This is a genomic window from uncultured Salinicola sp., from assembly GCF_937921195.1.
Lineage (GTDB): Bacteria > Pseudomonadota > Gammaproteobacteria > Pseudomonadales > Halomonadaceae > Salinicola.
Genome location: NZ_CALFQK010000148.1, coordinates 13,688 through 32,094 on the forward strand (window position 1 = coordinate 13,688; position 18,407 = coordinate 32,094).

The window sequence follows — 18,407 nt, forward strand, 5'->3', positions numbered from 1 at the left end:
CGGCTAGAGGTCGTGGCCAAGGATGACGTGGCAGATCGACGAGAACGTGCGCGCTTCCGGCGGATGGTTGAAATCGACGCCCAACGCGCGGCTGATGTTGGATGCCGAGATGATGCCGCGAATTCTCGAGGCGCCGCTGCCATCCGGCTCCGTGATCAGCACGTGCTGGTCGCCCGAGCTCTTCAGCGTCTCCACGAGGTCGCCCACGCTGGCATGGGAGATCCTGGCGTAGGAGAGCGAGTGCAGCTCGCTGCGCGGTGTCTGAATCATCTCCACTGTCACTTCGTCCCGGCCGATCTGATGCTTTTGCATCGCCAGCGTGATACGGCGGCCGCCGATCAGCTCACGGGCGTTGACCACGCCGGTGAAGTTGCCGCTGGCATTGACCAGCATCAGTAGCCGGATGCCGGCTTGCTTCATCGTCTCCAGCGCCTGGGCGATGGAACTTCCGGTTGGCAGGGTATAGGGATGACTGACGCTGAAATCGGTGACCAGCATGGCGGCGGAGCTTTCCAGTGTCACCGACTGGGTCCGGGGCGTCGGCTGGACGATACCGCTGACGCCATCCAGGTTCTCCAGCGGCAGTGCGGAGAAATGGATTCTTGAGGGATGAGGAGGGTTGGTCATCGAGAAATCTCCCTAGTTCGATTGAGGCTCGTTGGTGATCAAGGTTCGAGGAGCAAGCGGGAATCCCGTGCTGACCTTTACAGATACTGATGCAGGTCGCCGCGCACGCTATCCAGAAAAGTGATGAAGCGGGTATCCCGTTCATCGTCGTGACGATCGGTACGGCAACCCAGCGTCATGCTCTTTTGGACCAGGAGTTCGTCGTAGATATCCAGCGTGATCTTGGTCGGGCTCTCCGTGGAGGGAGTGATCTCGCCCTCTTCCAGGGTAAAGGTCTCGAACAGCGTGGCCCGGATGCGGGTGGTTCCGCCTTCCGCCAGCACGCGACGCACGAACAGCCACCCCTCGCAGGCCAGATTGTCGCCGTTATCGCGCCGTCGCTGGAACAGGGTGCGATAGCTGGCACCCTCCTTGGCGCCGCGATCCGCCATGCTGCGGTAGGCTTCGGTGACACGTGATGCCATCGCACCGGTTTCCGCGAGCTTGCGCAGGGCCGCCTGATGCTCCCGCCCCAGCTGTTCCTGGCGTTGAAAACGTTGCCACAGTCGATAATTGGCATGCAGGGAGGTTGCGTCCATGTCTTCTCCAGGGAGTGGCAAATTGTCGGTGGCCTATGATCGCCTATCCGGCGGTCGTCTGGCCACCCAAGGGTTCATCTTCCCGCTGGCGAGGAAAAAGAAGATCAGTCGACGCTAAAGTTCCCCTGCCGGCAGCCGATGAGACAATTGACGCATGAAAGTGCGCCTAATCGGCGTCTGCTGTCGTGATCGGCGTGATAGAAATAGCGCCAGGCATTAGAGAGGTAACATGGCTACCATATCTTCACTGGGGATCGGTTCCGGGCTCGACTTGAGCGGGTTGCTCGACGACCTGAAGGACGCGGAGAACGAGAAGCTCACGCCGATCGTCACCCAGCAGAAAAGCTACCAAACCAAACTGTCGGCTTTCGGAACGCTCGAGAGTTCGCTCACGGCGTTGCGCGAAGCCGTCGGCAAGTTGAGCGATCCGACCACCTTCACCGCGGTCACCAGCTCGATGACCGGCGATGGCGTGACCGCCAATATTACCGGTGATGCCGTCTCGGGTCGTTACCAGGTCAAGGTCTCGCAACTGGCGCAGGCCCAATCCCTGGCATCGGGCGGCTTGAGCACCGACAAGATCGAAGCTCTGGGCAAGTCCGGTACGCTGGGGATCCGTGTCGGTGGGGAAGAGGCGGTGGATATCGCCATCGACAGCGACGATTCGCTGGAAGACATCCGGGACGCCATCAACAAGGCGGATACCGGGGCGACGGCGTCGATCGTCTTCAACGGCTCCCAGTACCAGTTGACGCTCACGTCCAAGGAGACGGGGACCCAGTCAGCGATCCAGGTGACCGACGACGACAATCTCTTCGGATTCAGCGAGACGGTTCCGGCGCAGGACGCGCAACTGGAAGTCAACGGTATCTCGATCACCAGCCAATCCAACAGCGTCGAAGGGGCGCTCGAGGGTGTCACGTTCGAGCTGACGTCGACCACGGAGAGCGCCCAGACGCTCAGCGTGTCCAAGGACACGGAGTCGATGACCAAGGCGGTCCAGGCCTTCGTCGACGCCTACAACAGCTTCCAGGGCACCGCCGACGCTCTCACCTCCTACGACTCGGAATCCGACACGGCTGGCGTGCTGCTTGGCAATTCGACCATGCGCGGCATCGAGTCCCGGTTGCGTGGCGTTCTCAGCTACAACGGTGGTGAGGGCGAGTTCTCCATGCTGTCGGATCTCGGTATCGAGCGGCAGTTGGACGGCACGCTGAAAGTCGACGACGACAAGCTCGCCGATGCCATGTCGAACAACAGCGAGGCGGTCAGCCAGTTCTTCGCCGGTGTCGATGGCGAGGGCGGCCTTGGTGCCAGTATCGAAGACACCATGGGGACGATTCTGGATGACGATGGCCTGCTGAAGATCGCCACCGATGGGATCGATACCTCGCTCGAGCGCTTGAGCGACCGGTACACGCGGATGCAGGAGTCCATCGACGCCACGGTCGCTCGCTATCGAACCCAGTTCGCCAGCCTCGATTCGCTGGTGTCGCAGATGAATTCCACCAGCGACTACCTGACCCAGCAGTTTGATGCCCTGAACTCGCAGCTCAACCAGTAATAGGTCACAACGATGATGAATTCCCGACAGGGTGCCGGCGCTTACGCCAGGGTCGGCGTCGAATCGGCGGTGATGTCCGCAGACCCCCATCAACTGATCGTCATGCTCTTCGACGGGGCGCAGGCAGCCATCGGTAGCGCTCGCCTGCACATGCAGGATGGCAACCGTTCGGCCAAGGGGCTGGCCATCTCCAAGGCGATCGATATCGTCAACAACGGTCTGGCGGCCGCCCTGGATCACGAGCGCGGGGGCGGAACCGCCGGGGACCTCGCCCAGTTGTACGACTATGTCGCACGGCTGCTGGTGCAGGCCAACTTGCGTGATGACGTGACCCAGCTGGACCTGGCGGCGTCGCTGCTCGACAATATCGGCTCCGGTTGGCGCGAGCTCCGGCATTCGCCCGCCGCATCGTCCTTGGCAGGAGTGTGATCGAATGACGCCAGCCGTGTCGGTCGTCGATCAGTATCGCCAGTTGCTCGAAACGTCCAGCCGGATGCTCGGTCTGGCGCGGGAGCAGAACTGGGAGGCGCTGGTACAGTGTGAAGCCGGCTACCTGGTGTCGCTCGAGCGCCTGCGCGCTGCAGACAGTGAAGGGCCTTCGAGCGAGGCGGAGCGCGAGGAAAAGCGGGCCTTGCTCGCGCGAATCCTGGAGCAGGATGCCGAAACCCGGCGCGCCCTGGAAGCCAGGCGCGATGAGCTTAGCCATCTCATCGGCAGTTCCCGACGGCAGAAGGCTTTGGGTGAGGTCTATCAGGCCGGACGGGGAAGCATCGCATCCCGGCTGCGCTCGGTACCGCCAGACGAGCGGCCGTGAGCGGTATCACGCCGATACTCGACACCCTGCTGCATCAAGTCCTGGGCAGGCGCGTCGACACGCCGGTCATCAAGGACCAGCCTTTGCCGGTTTCGGCGGCCACTTCGTCGGATGCCATTCAACCGGCGCGCAGCGATTCGAGGTTGCACCAGCAGACGGGTGCAAGGGAGAACGTGCCGCTCCAGGGCAATGCCACCGGAAACGCTCCCGTCTCGCCCGCAGCGAGCGGCAGAATCGATGCATCATCGACACAACTGCACTTGAGCCATGCCGCCACCGAGATCGGGGATATCCTGGCGCGGTTTCCCGCGACCCAGACCCCATCGATCAGGCCGCTCCTCTCGCTACTGCTCCAGCCAGGCGATAGTCCGCATGCGTTGGCGGCGGCTCTTTCGCAGAGCGTCAGGGAGAGCGGGGTCTTCTATGAGTCACACCTGTTGCGCTGGATGTCCGGCCAGTATCCTCGTGCCGCGCTGATGCGGGAGCCCCAGGCCTGGCTGAGCCTGACGTTTCGTCCTGTTCTCAACGCCTCGTCGTTCTCCATGGGAAGCTTCCACGACCGGAGCCTGGTTCCTCAGGGGCCAGGTCGGAGTGTCCCATCCCGTGCGTCGATGGCACCGAACGCCGGTGTCGCGGCAGCTGCCGATACGGTGGCCGGTCGGACGAGTACCGAGCGGCTTCCCACTTCCATGCATGAGGTGGCGAGGCTGACGGGAACCCGTGCTGAAGAGCCTGGCCCATCGTCGATGACCCGGGCCCATCAGTTATCTCAGGCGCCTTCCGACACGCTGCAATCGCTGGTTCGACAGCAATTGGAGGTGATCGCGGCGCCCAACCTCCGTTGGGATGGTCAGCTCTGGCCGGGTGTCCCCATGACGATGGTCCTGAGCGAAATGCCGCACAATGACGCTCGAGACGATAGCCCCGAGGAGTCGCCGAACCGCCGGGAGCGGGAGGAGGGGGATGGCGGCGCCAGTGACTGGCGTGCCGAAGTTCAGGTCCACCTACCCACTCTGGGGATCATCGACATCGTTTTCCGCACGCGCCGCGATGCCGCTCTGCACGTCGAGATCAAGCCTATCGAGGCGTCGGCTCGGGACTCCATCCAGGTCGGGCTTTCGTCATTTCGCGAGCGATTGTCATCGTTGGGAATAGAGGTGGATCTGGCATTGGGAAGCAGGGGATGAGCGATAACGAGGTAGGCGACGTCCGGCGCCGTGCGGTGGCCCTGGCGTACAGCGGCGAGCATGCGGATGCACCCCGTGTCGTTGCCAAGGGCTACGGGAATGTTGCGGAGCGTGTCATCGAACTTGCCAACCAGGAAGGGATATTCGTCCACGATTCGCCGGAGTTGGTCGCGCTGTTGATGCAGGTCGATCTGGATGCACGCATCCCGGAGTCCCTCTATCAGGTCATCGCGGAGTTGTTGGTGTGGATCGGACAGATCGATCGTTCACTCGAAAAGGGGTAGGAAACTAACGTTTATTCGTTGTCCTTATGTTCAACGATATGCCCTTTTGCGGTTACACCGGACTGCGTTCCAGATAAATTTCACGCCACGCCATCGAGTCCGGGCCATCAGATATTGATAACTAGATCAATTATTTAAAAGCGTCGCCCCGCCGCGACACGTAGACGGAGGGTTACTCATCTATATATTTGGTAACAAAACTTGCCTTTTTTCATCAAAAAGTCGCAAACTAGGTCCATCATAAAGAGCTGATGTAGAACACCAGCAGCAGAGCAGTTGGAGCATCTGATCAACAGATGCCGATAAAACCATACGCAGGGAACCTAGCGATGCACTCCAATAGTCTTCTCGACGACATTCAGGACCTTAACCTCTCCTACCTCCTCCTGGTTCAGCGTCTGCTGAACGAAGATCGGGAGTCGGCGATGTTTCGGCTCGATCTCAATGCCGACATGGCCGACACCATTGCGCGCTTGTCGATCAAGCAGTTGACGCAGCTGTCTCGCACCAACCAATTGCTGTGCAATTTGCGTTTCACCGACGCCAGCAAGTTGAATCTGCTGATACACAACCCGAGGGCTCAGGGGCTCGAGCAGACCCACGCCTCGCTGCTGATGGCCGGCGCGGGTCGCGCTCGGCCTGCCGTGCAGCAGGGGAGCTGAGTCATGGCGGATAAAAGTCTCGTCGCGGAAATGCTTCAGGTGCAGCTGGCAATCGAGCTGATCGAGCTGGGTGCGCGTCTGCAGGTGCTGGAAACGGAAACGGACCTGAGCCGAGGCCGTCTGATCAAGCTCTACAAGGAGGTCAAGGGAATGTCGCCGCCGAAAGGCATGCTGCCGTTTTCGGCCGACTGGTTCATCACCTGGCTTCCGAACATTCATTCCTCGCTCTTCTACAATATCTATCGTCGTCTCAATGACGAATTGGGGTGCGGGCGGATGACCGCCTTCGTCAAGGCTTACCGTCTCTACCTCGAGCAAGTGGCTCTGGACGGGGTAGAAGCGACGCTGGGGCTGACGCGTGCCTGGACGCTGGTCCGGTTTTTCGAAAGCGATCTCCTGCAGCTTTCCCGGTGTAAAGGTTGCCAGGGCGATTTCGTGGCACACGCCCACAGCCCCGCCCACGATTACGTCTGCGGCATCTGCCAGCCGCCGTCTCGCGCGGGGAAGACGCGCAAGGCCAAGCGGGTGACCAAGCCGTTGGAGCACACCTTCGCTCCCGTCGATATGCCGTTGGCGAAACACCTGGCCGTCTAGCTGCAACGCCTTCACGAAGCGGGCCCCATGGGGCCCGCTTTTTCATGCCTGGTGTAAAGTGACCGCGAACCATTCGCTGTGCGCTGTCTACGAATTACGCTTTTCTGATATTTCTACCCTCAAGCCCATCGGGTCCGCTGCCGATACAGTCATCAGGTTCGCCATGTACTGTATACGGGAGTATTTCCGTGCTGATCTTATTCGGCTACATCATCGTTTTGGGTAGCGTGTTCGGTGGCTACGTCGCGATCGGCGGACACCTCGGCGCTCTCGTCCAGCCCGCCGAGTTCGTCATGATCATTGGGGCCGCACTCGGCGCCTTCGTGTGCGCCAACAACGGCAAGGCGATCAAGGCGACTCTGCGCTCGTTCTCGAAGCTCAAGCGCACCAAGCGTTACAACAAGATGATGTACATGGAGCTGATGGCGCTCCAGTACCGACTCCTGACCAAGGCGCGCCGGGACGGCATGCTGGCGATCGAGCGCGATATCGACTCGCCGCAGGATAGCGCCATCTTCGCGGACTACCCGAAAATCCTCTCGGATCCGATGATCATGGCATTCCTGACCGATTACCTGCGTTTGATGGTGAGCGGCAACATGGACCCGTTCGAGATCGATGCGTTGATGGAGCACGAGATCGAGACGTTCCAGCATGAAGCGGAAATGCCCGCGCATTCGCTATCGGCCGTCGGCGACGGGCTGCCGGCCTTCGGGATCGTGGCGGCCGTCATGGGGGTGGTACACGCCCTGGGGTCGGCGGACCAGGGGGCCGGGGTGATGGGGCAGATGATCGCGCAGGCGCTGGTCGGAACCTTCGCCGGTATCCTGCTGGCGTACGGCTTCGTCACGCCCGTGGCGCACCACATCAACCTCCAGGTCGGCGAAGCGACCAAGATGTTGCAGTGTATCCGCGTCACGCTGATGGCAAGCCTCAATGGCCTGGCACCGCAGCTGGCCGTGGAATTCGGCCGGAAGGCGCTGTTCACCGCGGTCAGACCTTCCTTCAGTGAGCTCGAGGAGCACGTTCGCTCCAGCGGTCAGACACTGCGCAGTACGGGGACGGATGGCTCATGAGCGGTAGCGGTGAGCGGCGCCCGCTGGTCATCAAGCGCAAGCGGGTCCAGGCGGCAGCGCACCACGGTGGATCCTGGAAGATTGCCTATGCCGATTTCATGACGGCGTTGATGGCCCTGTTCCTGGTGCTCTGGATTCTCTCCACGGCCAGCCCGAGCCAGCTTGAGCACATTGCCGAGTACTTCCGCACGCCTCTCGCCGTGGCACTGACCGGTGGCGACAAGACCACGGCCAGTACCAGCGCCATCCCCGGCGGCGGTGACAACCCGACCAAGACTGACGGTGAAGTGCGGCGGATGAACGTGCGTGAACAGACGCGCTCGAGCGACGAGCAGCGCAATCTCCGCTATCTGCGCGATCGTCTCCAGAGCGTGATCCAGAGCGATCCGCAGCTCAAGGAGCTGCGGTCACAATTGCGCATGGACTTCTCGCCAGAGGGGCTGCGGGTCCAGATCGTGGATAGCGACAAACGACCGATGTTCGAGCTTGGCAGCGACCGGCTGGAACCCTACATGCAGAAGATTCTGAGCCGTATCGCGCCAGTGCTCAACGAGATGCCCAACCCTATCAGCATCAGTGGTCACACCGACGATCTTCCCTATGCCGGTGGCGAAAAGGGGTACAGCAACTGGGAACTCTCCGCCGATCGCGCCAATGCCTCCAGAAGAGAGCTGATCGCGGCAGGTCTCTCTCCCGACAAGCTGCTGAGGGTCGCAGGCATGGGATCTCGCATCACGTTGCCCAACACGCTCCCCAGCGACGACGTCAATCGCCGTATCAGCATAGTGGTACTGGACAATCGCGCGGCCCAGGCCATCGAGCAGCAGGAGCGAGCGCCTTTTCCTGAGGAGGCTCCGGCGCCGGTCGCCGGCGGCCCCGTCGCGGTGGGCGGGCAGGGTTCATCGACTTGATGCAGACGCGTTCACGCCCTCTATGTAGGGCTTCTATGGCAGGTGCTCATGGACATTTCTGATTTTTACGACACGTTCTTTGAAGAAGCCGAAGAGCTGCTGGCGGATATGGAACGCCTGCTGCTGGATCTCGATGTCGACGATCCGGACGGCGAAGATCTCAACGCGATCTTCCGCGCCGCCCACTCCATCAAGGGAGGGGCGGGTACCTTCGGCTTTACCGTCCTGCAGGAGACGACCCACCTGCTGGAGAATCTGCTGGATCATACCCGGCGTGGCGAACTCAAACTGCGGCGCGATATCGTCGACACGTTTCTGGAAACCAAAGATATGTTGCATGACCAACTGGACGCCTATCGCAATGGTGGCGAGCCCGATGCGGAGGCGTTCGAGCGCATCTCCCGCGTATTGCAGCAGATGGCGCTCGATGAGTTGGGGCAGGGCGAGGCGGTAAAGACGACGACCAAACCGGAGCCGGCACCTGCGCCGGAGACCGGCGATTCGGCCCAGGCCGGGGCCGGGGCCGGGGCCGAGCGTGACGAGGAGGGGGCGTCCGCCCCGCGGCGGTTGGCGATCACGCTGACCGGCGTCAGCGACAAGGATCGGGAACTGCTGGTCGAGGAACTACAGCACTTCGGGACGATCAATTCGCAGTCCGGTGATGTCGCCCGGTATCGGGTTCTGCTCGATAGCAGCGAATCCCAGGACGATATCGAGGCCGTTCTCTGTTTCATCATCGAGCCGGAGCAGTTGTCGATCGAGGTGGAAGCCACGGCGGCGGGCGACGGCCCCGCTGCGCCTCCCGCGGTGCCGACGATTCCCGCGGTGACTGCGGTGGAAGAAAAGGCTTCCCTGGCGGTCGAGGCCTCCCCCGAGGCGAACAAGGATGGACCGAAGAGTGGCGCCGCGTCGCCGCGCTCATCCGGCAAGTCCAGCGGAAAAAATGCCAAGGGTAGCGAATCCAGCACCATTCGAGTGCCGGTCGACAAGGTGGACCAGATCATCAATCTGGTCGGCGAGCTGATCATCACCCAGTCGATGCTGGAGCAGACGGCCAGCGACCTGGATATCGTGTCCCACGGGCCGCTGGTCAATGGCATGAATCTCCTGCAGCGCAACGCCCGCGATCTGCAGGAGTCGGTGATGTCGATTCGCATGATGCCCATGGATTACGTCTTCAGCCGGTTTCCTCGCCTCGTGCGAGACCTCGCGGCCAAGCTGGGCAAGGATGTCGAACTGGTGACCGAGGGCAAGTCCACCGAACTCGACAAGAGCCTGATCGAACGCATCATCGACCCCTTGACCCACCTGGTGAGGAACAGCCTGGACCACGGCCTGGAGTCTCCGGACAAGCGTGAAGCGACCGGCAAGTCGCCGACCGGGCGCCTGACCCTGTCGGCCCAGCATCAGGGTGGCAACATCCTGATCGAGGTGATCGACGATGGTGCAGGTCTCAACCGCGAGAGAATCCTGGCCAAGGCGAGGTCCAACGGGCTTGCCGTTACCGATTCCATGAGCGACGACGATGTCTGGCAACTGATCTTCGCGCCGGGTTTCTCCACCGCCGAGCAGGTCAGCGACGTCTCCGGTCGGGGTGTCGGCATGGATGTCGTCAAGCGCAATATCCAGGAGATGGGCGGACACGTCGAGATCCTGAGCAAGCCCGGCCAGGGAACGACGACCCGGATCGTATTGCCGCTGACGCTCGCGATTCTGGACGGCATGTCCATTCGATGCGGTAGCGAGACGTTCCTGTTGCCGTTGAACGCCGTGCTTGAATCCCTGCAGCCGCAATCCGATGACATCTATTCGATGGCGGGCGACGACCAACTGCTCAAGGTACGCGACGAGTATCTTCCCATCATCGCCTTGCATCACGCCTTGGACGTGACCGACGCCAAGACCGAGTTGACCGAGGCCATCGCGGTCATCGTACAGGGCGAGGGGCGTCGCTATGCCCTGCTGGTGGACGACCTGGTCGGCCAGCAACAGGTCGTGGTCAAGAATCTGGAAACCAACTATCGCAAAGTGCCGGGCATCTCCGCCGCCACCATCCTAGGTGATGGCAGCGTGGCTCTGATTCTCGATATTGCCGATCTACATCGTCTCGATCGACGCAAGTCGCAGCAGCGTCACGAGGCGAAACACCAACACCTGCAAGAGGTATCGCTAGCATGAGCGCACAAGCGAACACGAACGCTCCCGCCACTGACGCGGCGAGCAGTGAATATCTGGTCTTCTCCCTGGGCGACGAGGAGTACGCCGTCGATATCCTCAAGGTGCAGGAAATCCGCGGTTACGAAAACGTCACCCGCATTGCCAACGTGCCCGATTTCATCAAGGGCGTCACCAACCTTCGCGGGGTCATCGTCCCGATCATCGATCTGCGGCTGAAGTTCCACCTCGACAAGATCGAGTATGGCGGACAGACGGTTGTGATCGTGGTCAACGTCGATGATCGCATCGTCGGTATCGTCGTCGATGGCGTCTCCGACGTGATGAGCCTGGCCCCGGACCAGATCAAGCCGGCGCCGGAGTTCGGTGTCACGCTCTCCTCGGATTACCTGAGTGGTATCGGCAGCCTCGAGGATCGAATGCTGGTACTGGTCGATATCGAGAAGCTGCTGACCCATGAGGAGATGCAACTGGTGGAGCGGACGGCCGAAAGCGCCTGATCGTCGGGCACGGGAAGTCCCCGAAGACCGCAGCCTCGGCTGCGGTTTCTTTATGGTCGGCAGGAATCGGTCCAATTTCGAGACTTTGGTCTAATAAAGATAAAGGTGATCCAGTGTCAGGCCGATAAGGAAGCTGTCGCGCTTCGAAAGACCGGTTTCGTGGGGAGCGAGCGTGGCGACCATCAAGCAACCTTTCGAGCAACCCGGGTAAAGATGTCATGCTGAATTTTCGTGAGTGGACGATGCGTCGCAAATTGTGGGCGACGTTGGGATTGATGTGGATCGGCTTGGTCATGGTGGCGGGATGGTCGCTTTACTCCATGCGGGAGAACCTGCTGGAACAGCGTATCCAGAGCCTGCAGTACTTCATCGGCAGCGCCAAGCAGCTGGTCGACAGCTACGTCAGCCAGGCGGAAAGCGGCGAGTTGAGCGAGGCGGATGCCAAGCAGCAGGCGCGTAACGCGCTCTCCCATCTTGGGTTCGGCGCCGACGGCTACATATTCGTCTTCGATTCCAACCTCGAGATCGTCGAGCACCCGCGACGTGCGGTGGGTGACAGCATGCGGGACTACCAGGATCCCAACGGCGTCTATCTCTATCGTGAGATGTTCGCGGCCGCACAACAGCCCGACGGCGGTCTGGTGCCTTACGTCTCGCGTCGCAGCGATGGCGATGACATGTACGACAAGCTCAGCTACGTGATGCGCGTACCACAGTGGGACTGGCAGATCGCCACCGGGGTCTACGTCGATGACATCGACGCCACGCTGATCGATGGCGCCTCGGTCTATCTGGCGCTGATCGCAGCCATTGGCGGCTTGCTGTCGCTGATCGTGGCCTGGGTCATACGCAACGTGCTGGGGCGCCTGGGTGGAGATCCGGGGCACGCGCGCAACAGCATCCAGAAAATCGCCGAGGGTGATTTCTCCCAGGCGCTGGTGCTCAAGGCCAGAGATACCGACAGCCTGCTTTTTGCGATAGAGAGCATGCGCCAGCGGTTGTCGAAGACCTTCTCCGATATCCGAACCAGCGCCGAGTGGGTCAATGTCGGTGCCGGCCAGATCGCCAGTGGCAACCAGGATCTCGCTGTACGAACCGACCAGCAGTCCGCCGCCATCGTGGAGACGGCCTCCAGCATGGAGCAGCTGACCCAGACCGTTCGTCACAATGCGGACAACGCCGACACGGCCACCCGCGCCGCGACGCAGACCCGTGAGCGAGCCCAGCAGGGCGGCGAGATGATGCGCGACATCGAGACCACGATGTCGAAGATCCAGGAGGGTTCGCGGCAGATGGCGGAGATCGTCGACATGATCGACAACATCGCCTTCCAGACCAACATTCTCGCCTTGAACGCCTCCGTCGAGGCCGCACGCGCCGGCTCTGCCGGACGAGGGTTCGCCGTCGTCGCCGAGGAAGTCCGCAATCTGGCCAGCCGCAGCGCCGAGGCGTCCAGAGAGATTCGCACACTGATCACCGGCTCGGGGGAGCAAGTCAACAGCGGTGCCACCCTGATCGAGCAGGCGGGCCGAGCCATGGAGGAGATTGTCTCTTCCGTGGCCAGCGTCAGTGGCCTGATGGAGGAGATCGCCAACGCTTCCCGCGAGCAGCGCAGCGGCATCGAGCAGGTCAACCAGGCGATCACCGAACTCGACCAGGTCACCAGCCAGAACGCCGCCCTGGTGCAACAGACCGCCAACGCCTCCCAGTCGCTGGTGGGACAGGCTCGCAAGCTCGAGGCGACGCTGGAGCACTATCGCGTCGCGCCAACCGATGCCCAGGACCCTTCAGGCTTGACTCAATGGCGGCCGAACGCCGAGCGGGAGCGCCATGCCGTGGAGCAACTCGCATAGGCGGGATTGCCGCGGAAGGCTCAAGAGTGTGATCGATCGGCCGATAACAATCCGCAACGATCACGTTTGGTCTGCCCCATGCCCGCCGGCAGATCGCAAGTGGGCATAACAACACCAGGGATGCTGCGATGCGAAACAATCAGCCTGTGACCGACCATGAGTTCGTGGTCAGCGACTCGGATTACCTGATCTCGCGAACCGATCTGAAAGGCAGGATCACCTACGCCAATCCGGCGTTTGTCAGGGTCAGCGGTTTCAGCCGGGAAGAACTGATCGGCGCGCCCCATAACATCGTTCGTCATCCCGATATGCCTTCTGCGGCGTTCGCTGACCTATGGAAGACCCTCGAGCGGGGTGAAAACTGGTCCGGGGTGATCAAGAACCGCCGCAAGGATGGATCTCATTACTGGGTTCAGTCCACGGTCACGCCCATCATCGAAGATGGCAAGGTCGCCGGTTACACCTCCGTGCGCACCCGGGTTGCGGACAAGCCGCGTCAACTGGCGGAAAAGCACTACCCGCAACTGCTGGCCGGGCGCAAGCGAGGCGTTCGGCTCGACCGTGGCGAACTGAAGCCGCGGGGATTCGTTCCCGCGCTTCGTCGGCTCAGCCTGCGCTCGCTGAAAGGGCGGCTGATCTCGATGATGGTGCTGGCTCTGGTCGTGCTGGCCGTCAGTGGCGGTGTCTCGATCTATGCGCTGCATGAAGACGGGCAACGTCTGCAACGACTGACCACCGATGGCCTCGAGGACCTGGCCCGGCTGCAGAAGATCGATCAGTTGATGTCGAAAGGCCGCGACCTCGTCTCCAAGCCGGTCAGTAACCCGATGGCGGCCGATCTGGCGCCGATCAACGATCAAGTCGATGCGCTCATCAGCGAATTGAACGCCACCTGGGACGCCTATTATCAGAACCGGCCGGTCAATCAGGCCGAAGCGGCGGAAACCTTTGCCGCCGATCTCGAGAGTTATCGGGACAACGGGCTGAAGGGAGTCATGGAGGCGCTCAACGGTGGTGACTTCTACCAGTCCTACGTGGCCTACAACGATGTGCTGCAGGCCAACAGCGACAAGATCAGCAGCGACCTCAACGTCCTGGTCGAGGCGAAGCGTCAGAGTGGCGCGGCCATGGCCGTCAGCGCCGCCAAATCCCAGCGCACCACGATGATCATCCTGCTCTCGCTGCTGGCGGCAGGGGCCACCCTGTTGCTCATCGTGGGCATGACGACGATTCGAGCGACGCTAAAGCCGGTTCGCGAAGCGCTGGATTTCGCACTGCAGATCGCCTCGGGCAATCTGGGCGCGACGCTGCGGCAACGCAGCAACGATGAAATCGGGCGTCTGATCGGCGCGCTCAACAGCATGCGCCAGAGCCTTGGGACGATCGTCGGCGACGTCAATTCGAACGTCGCCGTGGTGGCGCCGGCGACCCGCGACATCGCCAGTGGCAACGAAGATCTCTCCTCGCGCACCGAGCAGCAGGCGGCGTCGCTGGCGGAGACCGCCTCGAGCATGGAACAGATGACGGCGACCGTGAAACAGAACGCCGACAATGCTCGTCAGGCCAGCCAACTCGCCAATGGCGCGACCGATACCGTACGCCGGAGCGGCCAGGTCATGGGCGAGGTCGTCGGGACCATGGGGCGGATCACAGACAGCTCGCGCAAGGTCGCCGATATCGTTGGCGTGATCGACTCGATCGCCTTCCAGACCAATATTCTGGCCTTGAACGCGTCGGTCGAGGCGGCCAGGGCGGGCGAGCAGGGCAGAGGGTTTGCGGTCGTGGCCGGCGAAGTACGAAACCTGGCCAGCCGTAGTGCCGATGCCGCGAAAGAGATCCGGAACCTCATCGACAGCTCCACCCAGGAGGTGGGGCACGGCGCGGATCTGGTGCGTCAGGCCGAGGGATCGATCGATGAAGTCGTCAACGCCGTGACCCGCGTCAACGACATCATCAGCGAGATTTCCGCGGCTTCGGAAGAGCAGACCAGCGGCATCGAGCAGATCAGTCAGGCCGTCGCCCAGATGGACGAAGTGACCCAGCAGAACGCCGAGCGGGTGCAAACGACCGCATCCTCCGCAGCAGAGCTGCGTGCGAGTGTCGAGCACCTGACCCACTCGATCGCGGTCTTTCGTCTGGCGGGCAGTGGCGAGGAGCGTCTGACGCCGTCCGGCAACCCCGAATCCGGCAAGCACCACGAGACACAGCGGCTGGCGCGGCCCACCGAGGCAACCGCCAGGCTGCCGGCCGGCGGTCGCCGTGTCGTGACGGATGACAACGAGGAGTGGGAGGCATTTTGAAAACCGAGTCGGTCATGTTCTCGGCCCACGGTATGGGCGACAGTAATGGTGACGGTGCCGTGCGTTTCACCCGGGATCTCGATTTTTCCCCGCGTGACTTCGAGCGGGTCCGGGATCTGATCTACCGCCGTGCCGGTATCGTCATGGCCGATAACAAGCGTGAAATGGTCTACAGCCGATTGGCAAAGCGTCTGCGGCTGCATGGCATGACCCGCTTTGGTGACTATCTCGACAGGCTCGAGGCTCGTTCGGATTCCGAGGAGTGGGAGGCGTTCACCAATGCCCTGACCACGAACCTGACCGCCTTCTTCCGGGAGGCGCACCATTTCCCGGCGCTGGCCGAAGAAGTGCGTCGTCGCGGCCCCGGGATCAAGATCTGGTGTGCCGGCGCGTCGACCGGAGAGGAACCCTACTCGCTGGCGATGACGGTAAAAGAGACGCTGGGCGCCGCTGCCTCCCAGGTGAAGATCCTGGCGACCGATATCGACACCGAAGCGTTGAACACGGCGCGGGCCGGGGTGTATCCGCTGGAAACGGTGGAGAAGCTCGGTGAGGCCCGCTGTCGTCAGTTCTTCCAGCGCGGCAGTGGAGCGCGTGCCGGCAAGGCCAGGGTGCGTCCCGAACTGGCGGCGATGATCGACTTCAGATCGCTCAATCTGGTTACCGGTGCCTGGTCGATCAGTGGCCCGTTCGACATCATCTTCTGCCGCAATGTCATGATCTATTTCGACAAGGAGACCCAGACCGAGATCCTGCGTCGCTTCGCGGGCCAGTTGAAACCGGATGGGCTGCTGTTTGCGGGTCATTCGGAGAACTTCTCCTTTCTGAGCCAGGCTTTCCGTTTGAGGGGTCAGACCGTTTACACGTTGGCATCGCCATCATCGCGAGCAATGCCGGGGATGCCTCGCGCTAAGGAGTGACGGTGAAACCGATAATCAAGGTGCTATGCGTCGACGATTCGGCGCTCATACGGGATCTGATGACCAAGATCATCGATTCCCAGCCTGACATGACCGTGGTCGCCACGGCGCCCGATCCGCTCGTCGCACGCGATCTGATCAAGCAGCACAACCCCGACGTATTGACGCTGGACGTCGAGATGCCGCGCATGGACGGACTGGACTTCCTCGAGCGGCTGATGCGGCTGCGGCCGATGCCGGTACTGATGGTCTCCTCCCTTACCAAGCGCGGTTCCGAGATCACCCTCAAGGCGCTGGAACTCGGGGCGGTCGATTTCGTCGCCAAACCGGAAGTCGGCATCCGCGAGGGCATGCTGGAATACGCAGGGATGATCGCCGACAAGATTCGGGCGGCCGCCCAGGCGCGTCCGCGGCAACAGGGGCGAATGGTGGAGTCTGGTGCGCCCCGGGAAGTCTTGAAGGCACCGATGCTCTCCAGCGAGAAGATCATCATCATCGGCGCGTCGACCGGTGGGACCGAGGCGATTCGCCAGGTCATCGAGCCGTTGCCGGCCAACAGCCCGGCAGTGCTGATCACCCAGCACATGCCGGGCGGTTTCACCCGCTCTTTCGCTGAAAGGCTCGATCGCCTCTGCCGTGTGACCGTCAAGGAAGCCGAAGCCGGCGAGCGGGTGCTGCCGGGGCATGTCTACATCGCCCCGGGCGACTGGCACATGCGCCTGAGCCGTTCAGGAGCCAACTACGTGATCGCGCTCGACGATGGTCCTCCCGTCAACCGGCACCGCCCGTCGGTCGATGTGCTGTTCCAGTCCGCGGCCGACTGCGCCGGTCGGAACGCGCTGGGCGTCATTCTCACGGGGATGGGGCGCGACGGGGCGGCGGGCCTGCTGAAAATGCGCGAGGCCGGTGCTCACACGGTGGCGCAGGACGAGGCGAGCTGCGTGGTGTTCGGTATGCCCAAGGAGGCCATTGCGCTGGGCGGCGCGACCGAGACCATCGGGCTGCCGGACATCGCGGGCCACCTGGTCCAGCAGATGCACGTGGCGGGGCGCGCGCAGCGCGTCTGACGGGCGCCTATAAAGCGAGCGGGCCTGCTGCCGATAAATCCCGGCAGGCCCGCCAAACGATTCGATGAGGACAGACGATGGCTGACAAGAACATGAGCATTCTGGTAGTGGACGATTTCCCGACCATGCGTCGGATCGTCCGCAGTCTGCTCAAGGAACTCGGGTTCGAGAACGTGGATGAGGCCGAGGATGGTCAGGAAGCGCTGACCAAGCTGCGGGCCGGCGGTTTCGAGTTCGTCGTTTCCGACTGGAACATGCCCAATCTCGACGGCCTGGAGATGCTCAAGGAGATTCGCCAGGATCCGAAGCTATCATCGTTGCCGGTGTTGATGGTGACGGCCGAGGCCAAGAAAGAGAACATCATCGCGGCAGCCCAGGCGGGCGCCAACGGTTATGTCGTGAAACCGTTCACCGCCGCGACGCTCGAAGAAAAGCTCAACAAAATTTTCGAAAAGCTGGGCAAATGACGCCTCGGGAGGGGAGACCATGAGTAGTGCCAATCCTCAAGCCAGAGTTGCCGAGAGCGTAGCGCCCGACGACCTGATCCACCGAATTGGTCACCTGACCCGCATGCTGCGTGAAAACATGCGAGAGCTGGGCCTCGACAAGGAAGTGGAGAAAGCGGCCCAGGCCATTCCCGACGCTCGCGACCGGCTCAGCTATGTCGCCTCGATGACCGAGCAGGCCGCGGAGCGCGCACTCAACGCCATCGATCATGCACAGCCTCTCCAGAATGCGCTCGAGAGCGAGGCGGTCGCCCTCGACAAGCGCTGGGACGCCTGGTTTGCCGAGCCCAAGGCCTTGGACGAAGCCAAGGCGCTGGTGAAGGACACGCGCTCTTATCTGCAGGGCGTGCCGGAGCGTACCAGTGCCACCAATGCGCAGTTGCTCGAGATCATGATGGCGCAGGATTTCCAGGATCTCACCGGGCAGGTCATCAAGAGAATGATGGAGGTGATCCACGAGATCGAGCAGCAGTTGCTCCAGGTGCTGATCGACAACGCGCCCGAGGGATCCGAACGCCGTGAACAGGCTGCGCTGTCAGCTTCACAGCCCAGTTCGCTGCTGAACGGGCCGCAGGTCAATCCGCAGGCCGTCGATGTGGTCAGCAGCCAGGACCAGGTGGACGACCTGCTGGACAGCCTCGGATTCTGAGGCCGGCGACGGGCATCACCGCGAGTTTCATCCTTCCCGAATGTTCTCCCCCCAGAATAGCAGGGCGTTCGCCCTGCTATTTCGCCCTTTGAACTGACTTCTCTCCGAGCAGAATAGCGTCCATTCCTTCATCCCCGATC

19 protein-coding genes are annotated in these 18,407 nt (G+C 61.9%); 17 read left to right on the top strand and 2 right to left on the bottom strand.

Annotated elements, in window-relative coordinates; translation table 11 throughout:
- Positions 1-3: 3 nt before the first annotated feature.
- Positions 4-627: a CBS domain-containing protein gene (locus Q0602_RS16235; RefSeq protein ID WP_295040035.1), complete on the bottom strand. Its 624-nt coding sequence runs from the start codon at positions 625-627 to the stop codon at positions 4-6.
- 77 nt (positions 628-704) lie between these two features.
- Positions 705-1,205, bottom strand: coding sequence for a hypothetical protein (locus Q0602_RS16240; protein WP_295040037.1), 501 nt, complete (start codon positions 1,203-1,205; stop codon positions 705-707).
- Between the two features lie 229 nt (positions 1,206-1,434).
- Here Q0602_RS16240 and fliD point away from each other — a divergent pair, with 229 nt between their 5' ends.
- The 17 genes from fliD (at position 1,435) to cheZ (ending at position 18,267) form a co-directional block, all read left to right on the top strand.
- A complete protein-coding gene (fliD, locus tag Q0602_RS16245) occupies positions 1,435-2,769 on the top strand; it encodes a flagellar filament capping protein FliD (protein WP_298845527.1) in 1,335 nt (444 codons plus the stop codon).
- Positions 2,770-2,784: 15 nt separating this feature from the next.
- The gene (gene fliS / locus Q0602_RS16250) at positions 2,785-3,198 is read left to right on the top strand and encodes a flagellar export chaperone FliS (protein ID WP_298845636.1); all 414 of its coding nucleotides are present in this window, start codon (positions 2,785-2,787) and stop codon (positions 3,196-3,198) included.
- Positions 3,199-3,202: 4 nt separating this feature from the next.
- Positions 3,203-3,583, top strand: coding sequence for a flagellar protein FliT (gene fliT / locus Q0602_RS16255; protein ID WP_298845529.1), 381 nt, complete (start codon positions 3,203-3,205; stop codon positions 3,581-3,583).
- Positions 3,580-4,770 carry a flagellar hook-length control protein FliK gene (locus Q0602_RS16260; RefSeq protein ID WP_298845532.1) on the top strand — a complete coding sequence of 397 codons (1,191 nt, stop codon included), beginning with the start codon at positions 3,580-3,582 and terminating at the stop codon, positions 4,768-4,770. Before fliT ends, Q0602_RS16260 begins: the two co-directional genes overlap by 4 nt.
- Positions 4,767-5,054, top strand: a complete 288-nt coding sequence (locus tag Q0602_RS16265) for an EscU/YscU/HrcU family type III secretion system export apparatus switch protein (protein WP_298845534.1) — start codon at positions 4,767-4,769, stop codon at positions 5,052-5,054. The genes Q0602_RS16260 and Q0602_RS16265 overlap by 4 nt, the downstream gene beginning before the upstream one ends.
- A gap of 329 nt (positions 5,055-5,383) precedes the next feature.
- Positions 5,384-5,716, top strand: a complete 333-nt coding sequence (gene flhD, locus Q0602_RS16270; protein ID WP_295040548.1) for a flagellar transcriptional regulator FlhD — start codon at positions 5,384-5,386, stop codon at positions 5,714-5,716.
- Positions 5,717-5,719: 3 nt separating this feature from the next.
- Positions 5,720-6,310 (top strand): flagellar transcriptional regulator FlhC, encoded by a 591-nt coding sequence (gene flhC, locus Q0602_RS16275; RefSeq protein WP_295040546.1) that lies wholly within the window; start codon positions 5,720-5,722, stop codon positions 6,308-6,310.
- 188 nt (positions 6,311-6,498) lie between these two features.
- Positions 6,499-7,386, top strand: coding sequence for a flagellar motor stator protein MotA (motA, locus tag Q0602_RS16280; protein ID WP_295040544.1), 888 nt, complete (start codon positions 6,499-6,501; stop codon positions 7,384-7,386).
- Positions 7,383-8,297 carry a flagellar motor protein MotB gene (motB, locus tag Q0602_RS16285; protein ID WP_298845538.1) on the top strand — a complete coding sequence of 305 codons (915 nt, stop codon included), beginning with the start codon at positions 7,383-7,385 and terminating at the stop codon, positions 8,295-8,297. Before motA ends, motB begins: the two co-directional genes overlap by 4 nt.
- Positions 8,298-8,345: 48 nt before the next feature.
- Positions 8,346-10,475: a chemotaxis protein CheA gene (gene cheA, locus Q0602_RS16290; RefSeq protein ID WP_298845540.1), complete on the top strand. Its 2,130-nt coding sequence runs from the start codon at positions 8,346-8,348 to the stop codon at positions 10,473-10,475.
- Positions 10,472-10,972, top strand: coding sequence for a chemotaxis protein CheW (locus Q0602_RS16295; RefSeq protein ID WP_295038296.1), 501 nt, complete (start codon positions 10,472-10,474; stop codon positions 10,970-10,972). Before cheA ends, Q0602_RS16295 begins: the two co-directional genes overlap by 4 nt.
- A 218-nt stretch (positions 10,973-11,190) precedes the next feature.
- Positions 11,191-12,825 (top strand): methyl-accepting chemotaxis protein, encoded by a 1,635-nt coding sequence (locus Q0602_RS16300; protein ID WP_298845543.1) that lies wholly within the window; start codon positions 11,191-11,193, stop codon positions 12,823-12,825.
- Positions 12,826-12,953: 128 nt separating this feature from the next.
- Positions 12,954-15,125, top strand: a complete 2,172-nt coding sequence (locus tag Q0602_RS16305) for a methyl-accepting chemotaxis protein (RefSeq protein ID WP_298845545.1) — start codon at positions 12,954-12,956, stop codon at positions 15,123-15,125.
- A 14-nt stretch (positions 15,126-15,139) separates the two neighbouring features.
- Positions 15,140-16,045, top strand: a complete 906-nt coding sequence (locus tag Q0602_RS16310) for a CheR family methyltransferase (protein ID WP_295038317.1) — start codon at positions 15,140-15,142, stop codon at positions 16,043-16,045.
- A gap of 2 nt (positions 16,046-16,047) precedes the next feature.
- Entirely contained in the window at positions 16,048-17,112 is a 1,065-nt protein-coding gene (locus tag Q0602_RS16315; RefSeq protein WP_298845547.1) for a chemotaxis response regulator protein-glutamate methylesterase, read from the top strand.
- A gap of 77 nt (positions 17,113-17,189) precedes the next feature.
- On the top strand, positions 17,190-17,579 hold the full coding sequence (cheY, locus tag Q0602_RS16320) for a chemotaxis response regulator CheY (protein WP_110599394.1): 390 nt from the start codon (positions 17,190-17,192) through the stop codon (positions 17,577-17,579).
- A gap of 19 nt (positions 17,580-17,598) precedes the next feature.
- On the top strand, positions 17,599-18,267 hold the full coding sequence (gene cheZ, locus Q0602_RS16325) for a protein phosphatase CheZ (protein WP_298845550.1): 669 nt from the start codon (positions 17,599-17,601) through the stop codon (positions 18,265-18,267).
- Positions 18,268-18,407: the final 140 nt, after the last annotated feature.

Coding starts and splice junctions, on each gene's coding strand:
- Q0602_RS16235 (WP_295040035.1), bottom strand. CDS start 627: ATGACCAACCCTCCTCATCCCTCAAGAATCCATTTCTCCGCACTGCCG.
- Q0602_RS16240 (WP_295040037.1), bottom strand. CDS start 1,205: ATGGACGCAACCTCCCTGCATGCCAATTATCGACTGTGGCAACGTTTT.
- fliD (WP_298845527.1), top strand. CDS start 1,435: ATGGCTACCATATCTTCACTGGGGATCGGTTCCGGGCTCGACTTGAGC.
- fliS (WP_298845636.1), top strand. CDS start 2,785: ATGAATTCCCGACAGGGTGCCGGCGCTTACGCCAGGGTCGGCGTCGAA.
- fliT (WP_298845529.1), top strand. CDS start 3,203: ATGACGCCAGCCGTGTCGGTCGTCGATCAGTATCGCCAGTTGCTCGAA.
- Q0602_RS16265 (WP_298845534.1), top strand. CDS start 4,767: ATGAGCGATAACGAGGTAGGCGACGTCCGGCGCCGTGCGGTGGCCCTG.
- flhD (WP_295040548.1), top strand. CDS start 5,384: ATGCACTCCAATAGTCTTCTCGACGACATTCAGGACCTTAACCTCTCC.
- flhC (WP_295040546.1), top strand. CDS start 5,720: ATGGCGGATAAAAGTCTCGTCGCGGAAATGCTTCAGGTGCAGCTGGCA.
- motB (WP_298845538.1), top strand. CDS start 7,383: ATGAGCGGTAGCGGTGAGCGGCGCCCGCTGGTCATCAAGCGCAAGCGG.
- cheA (WP_298845540.1), top strand. CDS start 8,346: ATGGACATTTCTGATTTTTACGACACGTTCTTTGAAGAAGCCGAAGAG.
- Q0602_RS16295 (WP_295038296.1), top strand. CDS start 10,472: ATGAGCGCACAAGCGAACACGAACGCTCCCGCCACTGACGCGGCGAGC.
- Q0602_RS16300 (WP_298845543.1), top strand. CDS start 11,191: ATGCTGAATTTTCGTGAGTGGACGATGCGTCGCAAATTGTGGGCGACG.
- Q0602_RS16305 (WP_298845545.1), top strand. CDS start 12,954: ATGCGAAACAATCAGCCTGTGACCGACCATGAGTTCGTGGTCAGCGAC.
- Q0602_RS16310 (WP_295038317.1), top strand. CDS start 15,140: ATGTTCTCGGCCCACGGTATGGGCGACAGTAATGGTGACGGTGCCGTG.
- cheY (WP_110599394.1), top strand. CDS start 17,190: ATGGCTGACAAGAACATGAGCATTCTGGTAGTGGACGATTTCCCGACC.
- cheZ (WP_298845550.1), top strand. CDS start 17,599: ATGAGTAGTGCCAATCCTCAAGCCAGAGTTGCCGAGAGCGTAGCGCCC.